The sequence below is a fragment of the Vibrio rhizosphaerae genome, from assembly GCF_024347095.1.
In the GTDB taxonomy this organism is placed as follows: domain Bacteria; phylum Pseudomonadota; class Gammaproteobacteria; order Enterobacterales; family Vibrionaceae; genus Vibrio; species Vibrio rhizosphaerae.
Genome location: NZ_AP024903.1, coordinates 2,761,101 through 2,778,423, shown reverse-complemented (window position 1 = coordinate 2,778,423; position 17,323 = coordinate 2,761,101). Strand labels below are relative to the sequence as shown.

Genomic DNA, 17,323 nt, shown 5'->3' with positions numbered 1-17,323 from the left:
AAGGTGAATTATACATGTCTAAGCATCAATGAGCCACGATTGGCTACTTAATTTTGAATGACATAAAACAAATCGTTTACAACTGAAATGAGAGATCCGCTGTTGCGGTAGAGTATTGGGGCGAGAGCGGTGACGTCGTTGACTGAACAGATATGACTATCTGCTTTGGCTAAGGTATACTCGGACCTAATTTATCGAAATTCACAGCACCGCGAAGAGATGCAGTATGTTTGAGAATCTAACCGATCGTTTGTCCAAGACGCTGAAGAATATCAGTGGTAAAGGTCGTTTGACCGAAGAAAACATCAAAGAAACACTGAGAGAAGTGCGAATGGCCTTGCTTGAGGCCGATGTCGCACTGCCTGTTATCCGTGAATTTATCAATCGGGTGAAAGAAAGCGCTGTTGGCGTTGAAGTTTCTAAATCACTGACTCCGGGCCAAGAGTTCATCAAGATTGTACAAGCTGAACTTGAAGCGGTGATGGGGGCTTCAAATGAGGCGCTGAACCTTGCCGCTCAGCCACCTGCCGTGGTCTTGATGGCAGGCTTGCAAGGTGCCGGTAAAACGACCAGTGTTGGTAAGCTGTCAAAATTACTGAAAGAACGAGACAAGAAAAAAGTCTTGGTGGTTTCTGCGGACGTTTATCGTCCTGCCGCAATCAAACAGTTGGAGACACTGGCAAGTGACATCGGTATTGATTTCTTCCCTTCAACGGCTGATCAGAAACCGATTGATATCGCTTTAGCCGCAATCGACCAAGCACGGAAAAAATTCTACGACGTGCTCATCGTCGATACCGCAGGACGTCTGGCTATCGATGAACAGATGATGTCTGAGATTCAGGATCTTCACCGAGCGGTTAACCCGGTCGAGACTCTGTTTGTTGTTGATGCGATGACGGGTCAGGATGCGGCAAATACCGCGAAGGCTTTTGGCGATGCTCTGCCTTTGACGGGGGTGATCTTAACCAAAGTTGATGGGGATGCGCGTGGTGGTGCGGCGCTGTCTGTTCGTCATGTGACTGGTAAGCCCATCAAGTTTTTGGGTGTCGGAGAAAAAACCGATGCTTTAGAACCCTTCCACCCCGATCGTGTCGCATCACGAATTTTGGGAATGGGGGATGTCCTTTCTCTGATTGAAGATTTACAGCGTAACGTTGATCAGGAAAAAGCCCAGAAACTGGCTCAAAAATTCAAAGAGAAAAAAGGCTTTGATTTGGAAGACTTCCGTGAGCAACTGGGGCAGATGCAGAATATGGGTGGCATGATGGGAATGCTGGATAAACTTCCCGGCATGGCAAACATGAAAGAAGGTATCAAAGATAAAGTTGATGATCGGATGTTCAAACAGATGGAAGCGATTATCAGCTCTATGACAATGAAAGAGCGTCAGAACCCCGATGTGATTAAGGGATCCCGGAAGAAAAGAATTGCAGCCGGCTCCGGAACACAGGTTCAAGATGTGAATCGTCTGCTGAAACAGTTTACACAAATGCAGAAAATGATGAAGAAAATGCAGAAAGGCGGCATGAAAGGCATGATGAGAAACATGCAAGGCATGATGGGAGGGGGCGGTTTCAACCCCTTTGGCCGATAAACGCTGGCGTTGTGTGTATGCTGGTTCACAATGGCTAAAAAATAGCTAAAGCCCTTGCAATAGCTCGGAATAAGAGTAAAATTCGGGGGCTTTAAATTGGCACGAGACCCCAATCGGCTGTTGTTGAAACAGTTCTTGGGGTTAATTTTATTATATAAGCAAGCAAAGAGGACGATATGGTAACCATTCGTTTGGCACGTCACGGCGCTAAAAAGCGTCCATTTTATCAAATTGTAGTTGCGGATAGCCGCAACGCTGCTACTGGTCGTTTCATTGAGAAAATCGGCTTCTTCAACCCGACTGCATCTGGTCAGGAAGAAGGTCTTCGTCTTGACCTGGATCGTGTAAACCACTGGGTTGGACAAGGCGCATCTCTGTCTGAGCGTGTAGCAAAACTAGTAAAAGACGCTCAAAAAGCGGCTTAATCTATCTGTAGATGACTAGTAAATGTCGATGGAAGGTCAAGGCACAATGAGTGAACCGAAAAGTAAAATTGTTGTTGGTAAGTTTGGATCAACTTACGGCATCCGCGGTTGGCTTAAGGTTTTTTCCTTCACAGACAATCCGGAAAGTATTTTTGATTATAGCCCTTGGTATATTCACCGTAAGGGAGAGTGGATTGAATACAAAATTGAAAGCTGGAAACGCCATAACAAAGGGATGGTAGTGAAGCTTGAAGGATTGGATCTTCGTGAAGATTCTCATCTTTTAACCAATTTTGAAATTTCAGTTGACTCGGCTTCACTGCCTGAACTGTCAGAAGATGAGTTCTACTGGCGAGAATTATTTGGGATGCAGGTGATCACGACCGGTGGCTACCACTTGGGTGAGGTTGTTGACCTCATGGAAACCGGCTCAAATGATGTTTTGGTTGTGAAAGCGAATCTAAAAGATGCTTTTGGACAAAAGGAACGCTTAATTCCGTTCCTTGAAGAGCAGGTGATTAAGAATATTGATCGCTCGGCTCAACGGATCGAAGTTGACTGGGATCCTGGATTCTGATTCTACAGTACAGAGCGAGAAAATGATGTGGGTTGGCGTAATTAGCCTTTTTCCTGAAATGTTTCGTTCTGTGACTGATTATGGGGTCACAGGTCAAGCGGTAAAAAAAGGGTTACTATCAGTTGAAGTCTGGAATCCGAGAGACTTTACACATGATAGACATCGTACAGTCGATGATAAACCCTATGGGGGTGGGCCTGGTATGCTCATGATGGTACAGCCTTTGCGTGATGCCATCCATGCAGCCAAAGCATCTGCTCCCGGAAAGACGAAAGTGATATACCTTTCTCCACAAGGAAGAAAACTCGACCAATGTGGGGTTGAAGAATTGGCCGCAAATGAAAATTTAATTTTGATTTGTGGTCGGTACGAAGGGGTCGATGAGCGTATTATTGAGTCTGAAGTCGATGAAGAGTGGTCTATCGGAGACTTCGTAATGACTGGTGGTGAGTTGCCGGCAATGACAATGATTGATGCAGCCGCTCGGTTTGTCCCCGGTGTTCTAGGGGATTTTGCATCAGCAGCAGAAGATTCTTTTGCCAATGGATTGCTGGATTGTCCACATTATACGCGCCCGGAAATATTGGATGGGAAAGAAATTCCCGCCGTATTGAAATCGGGAAACCATCGTGACATTCGTCGTTGGCGGCTGAAACAGTCGCTAGGCCGTACTTGGCTAAGAAGACCGGAGCTCCTGGAAAACCTAGCTCTGACTGACGAACAGGAACAGTTACTAGTTGAATTCATTCAAGAATATCAAGCTAAGTAACTTCAATTAATTGAGTATCAGTTTATTCTAGGAAAATTAACAATGAGTAATATCATCAAAGCTCTAGAACAAGAGCAAATGAAACAAGACCTACCTAAGTTTGCACCAGGCGATACTGTCGTTGTGCAAGTAAAGGTTAAAGAAGGTGAGCGTGAGCGTTTACAGGCATTTGAAGGTGTTGTAATCGCCGTTCGTAACCGTGGTCTTCACTCAGCATTTACCGTTCGTAAAATTTCTAACGGTGAAGGTGTTGAGCGTACGTTCCAAACACACTCTCCAGCTGTTGATAGCATTGAAGTGAAGCGTCGTGGTGCAGTACGTCGTGCCAAGTTGTACTATCTACGCGAACGCTCTGGTAAGTCTGCTCGTATTAAAGAGAAACTTGCTAAGAAGTAATGCTGTCTCAGACATGCGTTCTCAAAAAACGGAGCCATTTGGCTCCGTTTTTTATGTCTTCTATTCAATATTGGGCATAAAGAAAATATGACTGAATTAATCCCGGGTATCTTCGGCGACAGTCACTGGTATGGTGATCTCCTTGCCTTTTCTGATGACATCAACGTGAATGGTTGTTCCCGGACGCAGATCGGTCACTAAATCCATAACGCTTTGACGCCCGTTAATTTTCTTACCATCAATTTTGATAATGATATCTTGGGGTTTAAAGCCTGCCGAAGCTGCCGGGCCATTCGGATCAACACCGAGAACGATGATCCCACCGATATGTTCATTGCCGAGAAGTCGGGATGCAACCGAGCTGATATCTTGCCCGTCAATCCCGATATAACCTCGAATTACGCGCCCGTCAGCAATGATTTTTTCCATGATCTTATTGGCAAGCTTATAGGGAATCGCAAACGATATACCGTAAGTTTCCAGATCGGTGGCTTGCTGAAATGAAGCCGTATTAATTCCGACGAGTTCACCTTGGGTATTGACTAGCGCCCCACCGGAATTGCCTTCATTGATTGCTGCATCCGTTTGAATAAATGCCTGCCGGCCATCAACACTGATAGATGAGCGTCCGGTGGCTGAAATAATTCCGAAAGTGGTGGTTTGACCTAGGTTATAGGGATTACCAATCGCGAGTACAACATCACCGACCTGAGGCGAGTAGTTTGGATTCTGGGGAATAACCGGCAGGTTTGAGTCTTCAATTCTGAGGACTGCAATATCAGAACGACGATCTTTTCCGACTAGCTGTGCTGCTGCAACCCGACCATCTTGAAGTGCCACGATCACTTGGTCGGCCTGAGCAATAACGTGGTAATTCGTGATGATATAACCTTTCTCACTGACAATGACGCCAGACCCGAGCCCTTGAGTTGATAGCTTTGAACGGTCGTTAGCTGCATATTTGCGGCTATAAATATTCACCACCGCTGGTGCCGCCCTGCGTACCGCTTGGTTGAACGTGATCTGTAGTGAGTTGATATTCGTTGGAGATGGATTCTTTGTCGGCGGGAAAATATGGTTTCTCAGAGAAGGAACAGAAATAATGACGATTAGTGCAGTCACTAATCCAATTCCAACAGAACGAAGTAAGTTAGCTATCATATTTCAATCCACAGAACCATCATAAACATGTATACAGGTGGAAAGGATAGCACTCTCTGAATCAATAGAAAATGGGCCTTTCATCAGAAAGGCCCAATAATGAATGAATTAACGAATGACGAGATAGATAGTCCGATCATTACGTTGAATATTCAGGGCAAGAATACTCGGTGATTTGTCCAGAATCTTTCTCAAATCAGCGATATTTTTTACACGATGTTTGTTCAGGCCGATAATGATATCTCCCTCTTGAAGTTGATAGCCTTCTGCTGGAGAGCCTTTCTCTACATGTGTCACTTTGACCCCTTGAATTGGGTCGCTTGAGGTTGTGTTGGACAGTTCTGCGCCTGAGAGTCCTTCATATAAAGCTTTCGCTTGAGTTTTTGTCTCGCTCTGCTTGTCTAACGTGACATCGAATGTTTTCTCTTTGCCATCTCTGAGAACGCCCAGTTTGACTTTTTTACCGGCTCCCAGTGTTGCTACTTTTGCCCGGAGTTCAGAGAAAGAATCAATATCTTTACCATTGACGGAGACAATAATATCACCCGCTTTTAATCCGGCTTTATCTGCTGCACTATCAGGAACAACCTGACTGACAAAAGCCCCTTTGCTTGACTCATAGCCCATCGCTTGTGCCAGTTCAGAGGTCACTTCTCCACCTTGGACACCCAGCATGCCACGTCTGACTTCACCATATTCTAGAATCTGATCAGTCAGGTTTTTCATCATGTTGGCTGGAATTGCAAAACCAATACCGACGTTGCCGCCGTTCGGGCCAAGTATTGCTGTATTAATTCCGATCAGTTCACCTTTTAGGTTCACCAGTGCGCCACCCGAGTTACCACTGTTGATTGCAGCATCGGTTTGGATAAAGTTCTCGAAGTTTTCAATATTCAACCCACTTCGACCTAAAGCCGAAATAATACCGGATGTGACAGTCTGTCCCAGACCGAATGGATTACCAATCGCAACGGCAAAATCACCCACCCGAATTTTGTCTGAATCGGCTAGTTTAATCTGCGTGAGGTTTTTCGCCTTATCCAATTTTATGAGCGCGATATCTGACATTTTGTCGCCACCGACGAGTTCGGCTTTATATTCACGACCATCATAGAGTTTTACTCGAATCTTATCAGCACCGTTAATCACGTGGTAGTTGGTTACGACATATCCTTTGTCTGCATTAATGATGACCCCTGAACCCAGCGCTTTAAAAGGGCGCTCCTGAAGCTGCTCAGTTGGAAAATCCGGACCAAAGAAAAAACGGAATTGTTCTGGAAGGCGTTGATGGGATACTTGTGTGCCTTCAACCGCGATAGAAACGACTGCGGGTGTCACATGCTCAAGCATTGGTGCCAGACTTGGTAATTGTTCTCCGTTAACGGCGATAGGCAGAGCTGCCGCTGCTGGTAGCGGGGTGATGATAGAACTCATGCATAATGATAGGGTTGCTAATGCAAGCAAAGGTTTTTTCATCTTAAAACTCCTCTATGGAAATCACCTGTTGTAACTATTTGATATCTTGATATAAAAGTTTCAACAGCGTCAGTGTGTTTTAAGACTCAAAAACCTTTGCAAAGTTCACAAAAATTTTTAATTTGGTTGTACGTTGATAATATCTTTTGAGTGGATGATCGGTTTTTCTTCATTTCTTAGCTGACCAGAAGCGCCTAATGCGTAGTCTTTCGGCGGCAGATTCTGGTCTTGAGATTCTTGTGATTCAACCTCTTGATGCTTGACGATCGTTTTGACGAATGGATTGTCTTGCTCAGGAAGATTCGGAATAAGATCTGAAGATGTTTTCGCTAAATGTTGATAGAGCTTGGTGTAATCTTTGCCGATAGTGTCCAGCATTTCTGCGGTTTGGGCAAAATGATCCATCAGTTCTTGCCGTTGTTGTTCCAGCTCAAACTTCGCATTATCCAAGTCTTTCTGTATGGACTTCTGGTTTTTATACTGGGGGGTAGTCAGACGAGTAATCACCACACCGACGACACATCCAATCAGCAAACCTATGATGGTATAGATCCAAGGCATAACCGCTCCTTATTGTTGTTATTTAACATGTTTTTTACCAAAAGGTTACACATGCTCAAAGGACATGGTACTATGACTTTCTTAGCTGATAAAGCAAAAAGCATGTGTTGCGCTGCACACTTTCCTCTCTTCTTATTTTATTCGATATTTATGACACCTAGGCAACGTTACGATCAAGATTTGAAAGACAGCAATTTTCAGAAAGATGACGCCCAGTTGATGGCGGTCGATGCTTTAGATGATCTTTATCACCGATTTCTCGACTACCAGAAAAGACCGGTTGAACGAGAGTCGTTATTCACTCGTCTGCTCAGAAAAAAAGCCCAGAGTCCGGTTCCTCCTAAAGGGATATATTTTTGGGGTGGGGTCGGAAGAGGTAAAACTTATCTGATGGATACGTTTTATGAGTCGTTACCCACGCAGAAAAAGATGCGGGTACATTTCCACCGGTTTATGTATCGGGTTCATGAAGAGCTGAAGCAACTTCATCATGTGAATGATCCACTTGAAATTGTTGCGGATAAATTTAGCGCAGAAACTGAAATTATCTGTTTTGACGAATTTTTTGTTTCAGATATTACCGATGCCATGATTTTAGGAACGCTTTTTCAGGCACTCTTCGCCCGTAATATCGTTTTGGTTGCGACCTCGAATATTCCACCAGACGATTTATATCGCAATGGTTTACAACGAGCTCGTTTCCTTCCTGCAATCGAGTTAATCAAAACGCATTGCCTTGTGATGAATGTGGATAGTGGCATTGACTATCGGTTGAGAACACTGGAACAGGCAGACATTTATCATTTCCCGAATGATGAACAATCCAGAGCCAGCTTGGAGAGCTATTATCGTCAACTGATCAGTCATGAGTCAGATTCCACGTCAAGTATTGCAGTCAATCATCGGCAAATACCGGTTCTAAAAGCAGGTCATGGTGTCTTGTTCGCTACATTTGCGCAGCTATGTCAGAGTATGAGAAGCCAGAATGACTATATTGAATTGTCGCGTTTGTACCATACTGTTTTATTGGCTGATGTGAAGCAGATGAATGCAACGATGGACGATGCGGCCCGACGCTTTATCGCGCTTGTCGACGAATTTTATGAGCGCCACGTTAAGTTAATTATTTCAGCAGAAGTTGCATTGGATAGGTTGTACCAAGGTGGGCTGTTAGCATTTGAGTTTCAGCGTTGTCGTTCTCGTTTAATCGAGATGCAAAGTCGCGAATATTTACTCAAAGAGCATTTGTCATAAGGTTTAACAAGCTTTTGAATGGAGCGGGTTAAAAAATAAATTTTTGTCAGAAAAAAGATGATTTTTTTTTCTCACTTCTCTATAATCCTGCGACCCACCGTTACTGTAGGTCTGTTTTTTGATTCAGACCGAGAGTGCCAACCACTCGAAGGGGTGATGACTGGGCTCTAGACAGTGGGAGCAATTGCTCCTTAAGTGTAAATTTTAAATAACGGGTTATTATTAGCATGAAAACTTTCGTTGCTAAACCAGAAACTGTAAAACGCGACTGGTATGTTGTGGACGCAGAGGGTAAAACTCTTGGTCGTCTAGCAAGTGAAATTGCATCTCGCTTACGTGGCAAGCATAAAGCTGAATATACGCCTCACGTTGATACTGGTGATTACATCATCGTTGTTAACGCAGAGAAAGTGACTGTAACAGGTAATAAATCTGCAGCTAAGACTTATTATCGTCACTCTGAGTTTCCTGGTGGCATCAAGTCTATCACTTTTGATAAACTGATCGACCACAAACCAGAGATGGTTATCGAGCTAGCGGTTAAAGGTATGCTTCCACGTGGTCCTCTAGGCCGTGCTATGTACCGTAAACTGAAAGTTTACGCTGGCGCTGAGCACAACCATGCTGCTCAACAACCAAAAGTACTAGACATCTAATTGGGGATTTCGAAAATGGCAGAGAATCAATACTACGGCACTGGCCGTCGCAAAAGCTCAGCTGCACGTGTTTTTATTAAACCCGGCAGCGGTAACATCGTAATCAACAAGCGTAGCCTTGATGAGTACTTTGGTCGTCCTACAGCTCGTATGGTTGTTCAACAACCGCTTGAGTTAGTTGAGATGACTGACAAACTTGATCTGTACATCACTGTAAAAGGTGGCGGTATTTCAGGTCAGGCAGGTGCAATCCGTCACGGTATCACTCGTGCTCTGATGGAATACGATGAGTCTCTACGTCCTGCTCTACGTGCAGCTGGCTACGTTACTCGTGACGCTCGTCGCGTTGAACGTAAGAAAGTTGGTCTGCGTAAAGCACGTCGTCGTCCACAGTTCTCAAAACGTTAATTACGTTTTATGTGGTTTCGAAAACCCGGCTATATGCCGGGTTTTTTTATATTTGTCGCCGATGAGATCTCATTCGGTGATTCTGCGTTCTCTGGAGAAAGAGTGTTGGCGTGATGTGCGCGAATTATGCTATTATACCGTGCTGTTTGTCAGGGTTTTGAATTACCAATGGAGGCTTGCCTCCATTGTTTTTATTATTTTTGTGTGCTGGAGGGTTCCATGGCTGTTGCTGCCAATAAACGTTCTGTGATGACTTTATTTTCAAGTGCCTCAGATATGTATAGTCATCAGGTGAGAATTGTTCTGGCTGAGAAAGGTGTGAGTGTTGAGGTCGAACTTGTTGATGAATCAAACTTACCTGCGGAACTGATCGAGTTAAATCCATATAAATCAGTACCGACCCTAGTCGATCGTGAGCTTGCACTATATGACTCAAAAATTATTATGGAATATTTGGATGAGCGTTTTCCGCATCCACCGCTAATGCCAGTTTATCCTGTAGCACGTGGTAATAGCCGTTTGATGGTTTATCGTATTGAACGGAACTGGTATTCACTCGCTGACAAAATTATCAATGGTTCTGTGAGCGAAGCTGAAACGGCAAGAAGTAAATTACAGAATGATTTACTGACATTGGCGCCAGTGTTTGCTGAATTTGAGTATTTCATGAGTGAAGAATTTAGTCTGGTGGATTGCTATCTTGCACCATTATTATGGCGTTTGCCTGTCTTGGGAATCGATCTCATTGGTCCGGGTTCAAAAGAGTTAAAAGTATATATGAACCGTGTTTTTGAACGAGATTCATTCTTGGCTTCTTTGACTGAGACTGAGCGTGAGATGCGTTTATCTCGTTAATTCGGGTAGGATGTATAACTCATGGATAATATGACGCCTCGACGCCCGTATATGCTGCGGGCCTTTTATGACTGGTTATTAGAAAACGATTTGACTCCTCATTTGGTGGTTGACGCAACGCTTCCTGGTGTTCGGGTTCCTGTCGAATTTATTCAGGATGGGCAGATTATTCTGAACATTGCCCCAAGGGCTGTCGGGAATCTTGAGTTAGGCAATGACGTGCTTACGTTTAACGCTCGTTTTGGCGGTCGCCCTCATTCTGTCATTGTTCCCATTTTCGCAGTTCAGGCAATTTATGCGCGAGAAAATGGTGCCGGAACAATGTTTGAGCCGGAAGATTCATATATTCAGCAACTTGAACAAGCTCAAGAGCAGGAAGAGGAAGAGCTGCAAAATATTGAAGTTGTAGAAACAACAGTCGCTGATGATTCGGTTTCTTCTGATGAGCCTTCCCGGCCTCGGGGAAAACCGAGCCTGAGAGTAATAAAATAGACTATCGGGTTGAGATTTCGTCAAATATTCGTGATAAAAAAAGCAGCGTATGCTGCTTTTTTATTTGGGAAATCAATAAGATGGGAGTGTATCTATTACCGGGTGTCCATTATGGCTTCTGTTGACTCGGCGCATATTGAAAGGCTTTAATCACTCGCTTCACACCAGAGATATTACGTGCAATTTCTGCGGCGTGATTACCATGCTCTGGCGTGACATAGCCAAATAAGAACACTTCTTTATCTTCAGTGATGACTTTAATCTTAACACCACTGAGTTGATTGTCCGTTAATAGTGATGATTTCACCTTGGTGGTAATCCAACTGTCCTGACTGATGTCTGATGTACTTAAGGGCTGACGGATTCTCACCTGATCATGCACTTCTCTGACGCCTTTTATCTGTTGTACATCTTTCTCCAGGGACGTTAATAGGTCGTTATCTTGGGATTGTCCCATTAAGACCACGACACCACGAAAAGAGTTGGAAACAATTCGGGTTTTACTGCGATAAGGTGGTTTTCTGATCACCCCGGTGATTTCAGCTTCAATATAATTGTCATCCCAGATTTGCTGGGTGGTTCGTGGATCCGTGACGATATCGGCTGTTGTTGCTGCACCAGCAATAAACAACCCAACACATCCAGATAACATGACAGCAAGAGATAACGTAATCAGAATGGTTAAGTTTTTCATGATTTACTCTTCATGGGGAGGAAATAAAACTTGATCTATCAGGTCACAGAGACAGTGCAATGTGACCATATGGACTTCATGAATCCGAGCCGTTCGGAGCGATGGGATGCGAATTTCAACATCATTTTCTCCCAGCAAACCGGCCATTTCACCACCATCTTTGCCTGTCAGGGCAATGATCGTCATATCTCGGGTCACTGCCGCTTCCATCGCTTTGATAATATTTTTACTATTACCACTGGTTGAGATGGCCAACAAGATATCGTTTGCTTGTCCGAAGGCCCGCACCTGTTTGGAAAAAATTTCTTGATAATGGTAATCATTGGCGACAGCCGTCATGGTTGTATTATCTGCCGTCAAGGCCATCGCCGGAAGGCTAGGGCGCTCAGTTTCGAAACGGTTGAGTAGGCAAGAGGCAAACTGTTGCGCATTTGCTGATGACCCACCATTGCCGCAACAAAGGATTTTATTACCATTGAGCAAGCTGGCAACCATCGCTTGTGCTGCATGTGTAATAGCATCTGGTAATGCTTCAGCGGCAGCAATCTGAATTTGGATACTTTCAGTAAAACTAGCTTTAATGCTTTCGAGCATCGGTTATTCCTGCGTTATTGCATTTTGAAACCAATCGATGTGATCGCCATCTTGATGAATGGCAATCACATCGAAACGAAAATCAGTGTCATAAGGTGACAAACCTTGTTTTAATAGCCAGAACTGAGCGGTCTGAATTAATTTTTTTGTTTTTGTCGGTGTCACGGCTTCTGCCGCATGACCGAAGTATCGGTTCTTTCTATATTTAACTTCAACAAATACCGTCGTTTGTTGATCTCGCATAATCAAATCAATTTCACCCGTGCGACATGAAAAATTTTGGGTGATCAATTGTAAGCCTCGTTCCAATAAAAAGGCCGACGCTGCTTGTTCATAGCGAGCACCAATTTCCCGGTGGCTAAAGCGAGCCATATTCTCCCCAGCTTAATTCCTGCTGGACGATACATTGCTTATCAATACTGAGAGTGCCCGTTTGCCCCTGAACTTGATACCCCTCGACAGCTTTCATTTGCGGGAGAGATGTCATTAACGTGTACGCATCCATTCCCATGGCTTTCAAGCGTTTTTCGGCATTCGAATCTTTAGACCACAATGCGTCCATCTGTGTTTTGGTCGTGGCTTGAGGTTTGAGCAAAAGCGGAATATCACTGAAGGTTACCCCTGAGAGATCTTCATATTGATTACCGCTATTACTCCGAGAACTTGAAAACAGTTTCGGTTGCGTGGTGTCCGGGTTGATCGCTACTTCGATAAATGGTTTGAGTAGTGTGAGCTCCGCGCTATTGGCAACAATATAGACTGTATCGATATCACGTCGGCTACGGGGCTGACTTTCCAGCTTCATATCCAGTAATGATTCCATTTGTGCAATATTTTTCTGACTGTCCTGAAGGCCGAAAACCGCATTGATATTTTGCTGTAAATGGCGCTTATCACCAAATTCGCTGATAGTGAGTGGGTGTTTACTATATTTCTGCCACTCTTGTTGGAACGCATCTGCTACTCTTTCACCGTAACTGCCTTGAGGCACAAGAATCAACGGATACTGATATCCCTGACGGAATAAATATTTTGCGGCCTGACTGGCTTCTTGTTCTGGAGACAAGGCAAAATAGCATGCGGCTGAATTCGGATGAATGTTTTCAGGAATATTCAAGGCCAGCATTGGAATTTGGTGTTTTTTCTGTTGCTCGATTTGTTGCAACTGGGTGATATCTTCTTTAATCAACGGGCCGACAACGAAGTCGATATGTTCTTGCATCAACTGATTGACCGTATCTGAAAATGATTGTTCGTTGGTATCGATCACACTCAGCGTCATGTCCGGATCTCTGTTCTGATCATTCATCATCGCAAACATAAATCCATCCCGGATTAACTGCGCCTGCTGAGAAAATTTACCGCTCAGAGGTAGCAGCAAAGCCGTTTTCTTCGGCGTTGAAATCTTCATCGCCAAAACCGCTTTGACACCGCCGGGCATATGTAGTGCTGCCGGATGATGGCTATTTTCTGCTAACCATTTTTCGAGTGTATTTTTGAGTTGGGTGAGATCGCCATCGAGCGTTTTCATATAAATGGCGAGTTGCAGCCAACCCGCTAACTCATCTTCATCTGATGAAACATTTAACTCTGTTATTTCTGTTGCGGAATAATGAGAAAGATTTTGCCAGATCTGACGGGCAACTTTCGGTTGGAGATTCTCCGGGCTCAGATCATAAACTTCGACTAAAGCCCGGGCAGCATCAAACCATTTTTCAAGACTGATAAAAATATCGGCTCTAGTCTGATAGAATGCTAACCATTGAGCATCAGGCAGTTTCCACCACGGTTTAAACGTTAGTCTTTCCAGTGCAGCTTCATTCTGATTATTGTTGAGAAAGAGTCTGGCCCGGGCAAGTTGCCATTCCGCTTGTTGCGTTTCACTCAGGTTTTGTTTGGTGAGCCGGAATAGCAGTAAATTTGCTTGAGCAACTTGGTTTTCTTTCACCGCTGCTTTGAGTGCCATGATCAGCCAGTCATTTTGTATTGACCCTTCATTGCTGTCGGCTCTCATGAGATAGTCCTGAGAACTGAGTGTCGGGCTTTGTGTAATATCGACACGGTTCGAGTCTGGTGAATTGGAAGCACATGCCGCAAGAAGGATTGTGAAGGTAATCTGAGCGATTAGGCGTGCCACATTGAGTCTGTTATGCTTTTTCTGAGCCATGAGCTATACATTATTCCGGTAAAATTGTCTCTATAATAATCTTTGAAGTGATGATAAACAAATGACGAATCATAAAACGTTGCAGGAGCAAGCGCCAACACTATACATTGTTCCTACACCAATTGGTAATCTCGGTGATATAACGCAAAGAGCCATTGAGGTTCTTTCTCAGGTTGATCTGATTGCTGCTGAGGATACACGCCACACAGGGAAACTTTTATCTCACCTGAATATTCAAACCAAAACCTTTGCTCTGCATGACCATAATGAACAGGATAGAGCTTCAGTCTTGGTTGATAAACTGCTATCCGGACAGTCCATTGCTTTAGTCTCTGATGCAGGAACGCCATTGATCAGCGATCCAGGATATCATCTTGTAAAACTTTGTCGTCAGGCTGATGTAAAAGTCGTCCCTTTGCCGGGGCCTTGTGCTGTGATTACCGCATTAAGTGCGTCTGGGTTACCATCGGATCGGTTTAGTTTTGAAGGTTTCCTTCCTCCGAAAACAAAAGCTCGTAAAGATAAACTAGCAGCGATTGCGCATGATGAGCGAACTTGTATTTTCTATGAATCGACCCATCGCATCGTTGAATCACTGCAAGATTTACAGGCGGTTCTTGGCCCAGAACGAGAAGTTGTTCTGGCAAGAGAGCTGACCAAAACCTTTGAGACGATTCAGGGGTTGCCACTGGGAGAACTGATCCCGTGGGTGATGGCCGATGAAAACCGTCGTAAAGGTGAAATGGTTTTACTGATTCATGGGTATCGCCGTACTGAGTCAGATGAATTTTCTGAGGATGCCGTTCGGATGCTGAAAATCCTCGTTCAGGAGCTTCCTTTGAAAAAAGCGGCGGGGCTCGTGGCTGAAATGTATCATCTGAAGAAAAACGCACTCTATAAGTGGGGACTTGAACATCTGGATTGATGCGATGAGTCGTGAGCAGAAAACCCCGTTCAGTGTATGCTGAACGGGGTTTGAACAAACGTTACAAAATTCTCTTTAAGACATCATTTTTTCTGTCGAATAAACGGTGCCGTAACGCGCCAAGTATGTGTAATGTAATCAGACCGATTAATACAAATGACAGCCATTTATGTAATGTGTTGGCGACCTCATAGACCGCTTGATTCTTTGGTAAGAGCTCAGGTAAATCAAAAAAGAAGAAATGTACCCCATCACTATACTCATAAGAGCTCGATTGGATGTATCCCAGCAGGGGAATCGCCACCATCAAAATGTAAAATAATTTATGGGCCAGATTGACAATCACTCTCTCCGTTTTTGATATGCCATCTGGTAACGGGGGTAATTTACTTCTTCTGCGCACAAATATACGCACCAGCACAATGATGAAAAATAGTACCCCAAACGACTTGTGCCAAAAATATAAGTTATCTGCAAATGCAGCATTTGCTTCATCATACGGCGTCATATAGATACCTAAAGCAAGTAAACCTATAACGATAGTCGCGCTTAACCAATGTATTGTTCTGATCGATTTAGAGTATTTCAATTTGAAGTACCTCGGAATTTCCATATTACTGAGTGACAAGTAATAAAGGCATAAGTTAATCGGATGTTATTTTTAACTGTTTAAAACAAGCTTTTTATATGTCTGACATATATGTATTACGACGGTATTACGATATGAGGCAAGGGGAGAATTAGTCTGAGAATGAACGAATAATTCTTCCTTTGCCTGCGGATTATTTCAACGTATTCACAACCTTAGTCATGCTGGCAAAGCGAGCCGGATTGGCTTGATGCAATCGCTTGGCGATCACAAAGCCCAGTACCGCAAAAGCGACGACTAAATAAGGTAACGCTCTGACTACCGGTGAGTTCGATCCACTGAGGACGTCGAGATTATTAATCACCATATATAAGGAAAGAACCATGCCGATAGCTGCCAGCGCCGGCGAAATTAAGCGGCTCCAAAGGGAGGCTTGTAACGACGGATTTCTCATAAAGAAAGCCACGACAGCAAATGAAACCGCACACTGTAGGGCGAGTATGGAGATTGCACCAAGCGCAGATGCCCAAGCAAAAATATTAGCCATTGGATCAAGGCCCATTGAGACCAGTATTAGCAAACCAACGACGATGGCGACCCCTTGAATCAGGCTGGCGACATACGGCGTGTGATATTTGGGATGCAATGTTGAGAACTTTGACCAGCACAATCCATCACGGCTTAAAGAGAATAAGTAGCGTGAAAGTGTATTGTGGAAGGCCTGAGTCGCAGCAAAGAGACTCGTGATCAGTAAAACGGACATGACTTGACTCGACCAAGGGCCCAGTAATTGATCTGCAATGTTGTAAATGAACATCCCCGGGTCTTGTGCCGCAACTTCACCAACTTTGGTGTCGCCCACGTATTGGACGATGGCCCATGCTGTGAAAGCATAGAATATGGTGATAATTGCGACCGCCACGAGCGTAGCCCGGGGAATTGTTTTTTCCGGCGTTTTGCACTCTTCCGAATAAATTGCAGAGGCTTCAAAACCGATAAAAGAACAGATAGCAAATATAAGTCCGACGCCAGCGTTGCCACTGAATGTTACAGAAGGTGTGAAAGAGGTAAATTCCATGGCAATCGGCTGTTTGATGATCACCAGGTCAACTAAGAGAATAATCGCGACCTCAAGTAGCATGAGAACCCCAAGAATCCGTCCGCCAATTTCTACTTTAGCAATCCCCAGTAATACCACGATCACCTGATTGGCGATAGCCAACATCCACCAGGGCACATCGATACCAAAATTACTCGCTAAGAAAATGCTGGCAAAGAAACCGAATAATGAGCTGACAGAAAAAACCATCGACAGATAGGCCAGAATCGCAACAAAGAAAGCCGCTAAACCAGAAGAAGGGCCAAGCCCTTTGCTCACGTAGGAGTAAAATGCACCTGAGTTAACGACATGACGGCTCATTGCAATAAAACCAAAGCTAAACAACGTCAGCAGAATCCCCGCAACAACATAGATTCCGGGAATACCTGGACCATTTCCAGCCATAAAAGCAATAGGTAATGCACCCACCGCACCGGTTAGAGGAGACGCGGCGGCTATGACGAAAAATACTATCGACCATAGTCCTAAGCTCTCTTTTTTTAATGTGGTCTGTTTCATATCAAAGATTCCTAACGAGTTTAATTGTTACTTCTGCTTAACGAGTGGGTGAAGTCTTCGTTAATTATGTGTTAAGGAGATGTTATATGAGGGTGGCGCGTTTTTCTAC

Annotated in this window: 20 protein-coding genes; 11 read left to right on the top strand and 9 right to left on the bottom strand. The window is 44.2% G+C overall.

What is annotated here, in order from left to right; all coding sequences use genetic code 11:
- The first annotated feature begins 226 nt into the window (after window positions 1-226).
- The 5 genes from ffh to rplS all read left to right on the top strand — a co-directional run bounded on the left by ffh (window position 227) and on the right by rplS (window position 3,764).
- Window positions 227-1,597 (top strand): signal recognition particle protein, encoded by a 1,371-nt coding sequence (gene ffh, locus OCV37_RS12065; RefSeq protein ID WP_038183140.1) that lies wholly within the window; start codon window positions 227-229, stop codon window positions 1,595-1,597.
- A gap of 176 nt (window positions 1,598-1,773) precedes the next feature.
- Window positions 1,774-2,022, top strand: coding sequence for a 30S ribosomal protein S16 (gene rpsP / locus OCV37_RS12060; RefSeq protein ID WP_038183143.1), 249 nt, complete (start codon window positions 1,774-1,776; stop codon window positions 2,020-2,022).
- Window positions 2,023-2,044: 22 nt separating this feature from the next.
- Window positions 2,045-2,599, top strand: a complete 555-nt coding sequence (rimM, locus tag OCV37_RS12055) for a ribosome maturation factor RimM (protein ID WP_038183146.1) — start codon at window positions 2,045-2,047, stop codon at window positions 2,597-2,599.
- 25 nt (window positions 2,600-2,624) lie between these two features.
- On the top strand, window positions 2,625-3,368 hold the full coding sequence (trmD, locus tag OCV37_RS12050; protein WP_038183862.1) for a tRNA (guanosine(37)-N1)-methyltransferase TrmD: 744 nt from the start codon (window positions 2,625-2,627) through the stop codon (window positions 3,366-3,368).
- A 42-nt stretch (window positions 3,369-3,410) separates the two neighbouring features.
- The gene (gene rplS, locus OCV37_RS12045; protein WP_038183148.1) at window positions 3,411-3,764 is read left to right on the top strand and encodes a 50S ribosomal protein L19; all 354 of its coding nucleotides are present in this window, start codon (window positions 3,411-3,413) and stop codon (window positions 3,762-3,764) included.
- A 96-nt stretch (window positions 3,765-3,860) separates the two neighbouring features.
- On the opposite strand, the gene degS is transcribed toward rplS, so the two are convergent.
- The 3 genes from degS to zapG all read right to left on the bottom strand — a co-directional run bounded on the left by degS (window position 3,861) and on the right by zapG (window position 6,962).
- Window positions 3,861-4,925, bottom strand: a complete 1,065-nt coding sequence (gene degS, locus OCV37_RS12040) for an outer membrane-stress sensor serine endopeptidase DegS (RefSeq protein ID WP_038183152.1) — start codon at window positions 4,923-4,925, stop codon at window positions 3,861-3,863.
- Between the two features lie 108 nt (window positions 4,926-5,033).
- Window positions 5,034-6,401: a DegQ family serine endoprotease gene (locus OCV37_RS12035; protein ID WP_038183155.1), complete on the bottom strand. Its 1,368-nt coding sequence runs from the start codon at window positions 6,399-6,401 to the stop codon at window positions 5,034-5,036.
- A 117-nt stretch (window positions 6,402-6,518) separates the two neighbouring features.
- The gene (gene zapG / locus OCV37_RS12030) at window positions 6,519-6,962 is read right to left on the bottom strand and encodes a Z-ring associated protein ZapG (protein WP_038183158.1); all 444 of its coding nucleotides are present in this window, start codon (window positions 6,960-6,962) and stop codon (window positions 6,519-6,521) included.
- 150 nt (window positions 6,963-7,112) lie between these two features.
- Here zapG and zapE point away from each other — a divergent pair, with 150 nt between their 5' ends.
- From zapE to sspB, 5 genes are all read left to right on the top strand, one after another.
- Complete coding sequence (gene zapE / locus OCV37_RS12025; RefSeq protein WP_038183864.1) at window positions 7,113-8,216, top strand: cell division protein ZapE; 1,104 nt, start codon at window positions 7,113-7,115, stop codon at window positions 8,214-8,216.
- A gap of 227 nt (window positions 8,217-8,443) precedes the next feature.
- Window positions 8,444-8,872 carry a 50S ribosomal protein L13 gene (gene rplM, locus OCV37_RS12020; RefSeq protein ID WP_038183160.1) on the top strand — a complete coding sequence of 143 codons (429 nt, stop codon included), beginning with the start codon at window positions 8,444-8,446 and terminating at the stop codon, window positions 8,870-8,872.
- A 15-nt stretch (window positions 8,873-8,887) separates the two neighbouring features.
- Window positions 8,888-9,280 carry a 30S ribosomal protein S9 gene (gene rpsI, locus OCV37_RS12015; protein WP_038183163.1) on the top strand — a complete coding sequence of 131 codons (393 nt, stop codon included), beginning with the start codon at window positions 8,888-8,890 and terminating at the stop codon, window positions 9,278-9,280.
- A 219-nt stretch (window positions 9,281-9,499) separates the two neighbouring features.
- Window positions 9,500-10,135: a stringent starvation protein SspA gene (gene sspA, locus OCV37_RS12010; protein ID WP_038183165.1), complete on the top strand. Its 636-nt coding sequence runs from the start codon at window positions 9,500-9,502 to the stop codon at window positions 10,133-10,135.
- A gap of 30 nt (window positions 10,136-10,165) precedes the next feature.
- Window positions 10,166-10,627: a ClpXP protease specificity-enhancing factor gene (gene sspB, locus OCV37_RS12005; protein ID WP_157635053.1), complete on the top strand. Its 462-nt coding sequence runs from the start codon at window positions 10,166-10,168 to the stop codon at window positions 10,625-10,627.
- A 109-nt stretch (window positions 10,628-10,736) separates the two neighbouring features.
- Here sspB and OCV37_RS12000 read toward each other — a convergent pair whose 3' ends face one another.
- The 4 genes from OCV37_RS12000 to OCV37_RS11985 are packed head-to-tail and all read right to left on the bottom strand — an operon-like array spanning window position 10,737 to window position 14,082.
- Window positions 10,737-11,321: a BON domain-containing protein gene (locus OCV37_RS12000; RefSeq protein WP_038183170.1), complete on the bottom strand. Its 585-nt coding sequence runs from the start codon at window positions 11,319-11,321 to the stop codon at window positions 10,737-10,739.
- 3 nt (window positions 11,322-11,324) lie between these two features.
- A complete protein-coding gene (locus OCV37_RS11995; protein ID WP_038183172.1) occupies window positions 11,325-11,915 on the bottom strand; it encodes a phosphoheptose isomerase in 591 nt (196 codons plus the stop codon).
- Between the two features lie 3 nt (window positions 11,916-11,918).
- Window positions 11,919-12,287, bottom strand: a complete 369-nt coding sequence (locus OCV37_RS11990; protein WP_038183175.1) for a YraN family protein — start codon at window positions 12,285-12,287, stop codon at window positions 11,919-11,921.
- A complete protein-coding gene (locus OCV37_RS11985) occupies window positions 12,274-14,082 on the bottom strand; it encodes a penicillin-binding protein activator (RefSeq protein WP_038183177.1) in 1,809 nt (602 codons plus the stop codon). Before OCV37_RS11985 ends, OCV37_RS11990 begins: the two co-directional genes overlap by 14 nt.
- A 61-nt stretch (window positions 14,083-14,143) precedes the next feature.
- On the opposite strand from OCV37_RS11985, the gene rsmI reads away from it, so the two are divergent.
- On the top strand, window positions 14,144-15,007 hold the full coding sequence (rsmI, locus tag OCV37_RS11980; RefSeq protein WP_038183179.1) for a 16S rRNA (cytidine(1402)-2'-O)-methyltransferase: 864 nt from the start codon (window positions 14,144-14,146) through the stop codon (window positions 15,005-15,007).
- Window positions 15,008-15,068: 61 nt separating this feature from the next.
- Here rsmI and OCV37_RS11975 read toward each other — a convergent pair whose 3' ends face one another.
- Together OCV37_RS11975 and OCV37_RS11970 are read right to left on the bottom strand one after the other, a co-directional pair.
- The gene (locus OCV37_RS11975; RefSeq protein WP_169739374.1) at window positions 15,069-15,596 is read right to left on the bottom strand and encodes a cytochrome b; all 528 of its coding nucleotides are present in this window, start codon (window positions 15,594-15,596) and stop codon (window positions 15,069-15,071) included.
- A 193-nt stretch (window positions 15,597-15,789) separates the two neighbouring features.
- The gene (locus tag OCV37_RS11970) at window positions 15,790-17,214 is read right to left on the bottom strand and encodes an APC family permease (protein WP_038183185.1); all 1,425 of its coding nucleotides are present in this window, start codon (window positions 17,212-17,214) and stop codon (window positions 15,790-15,792) included.
- Window positions 17,215-17,323: the final 109 nt, after the last annotated feature.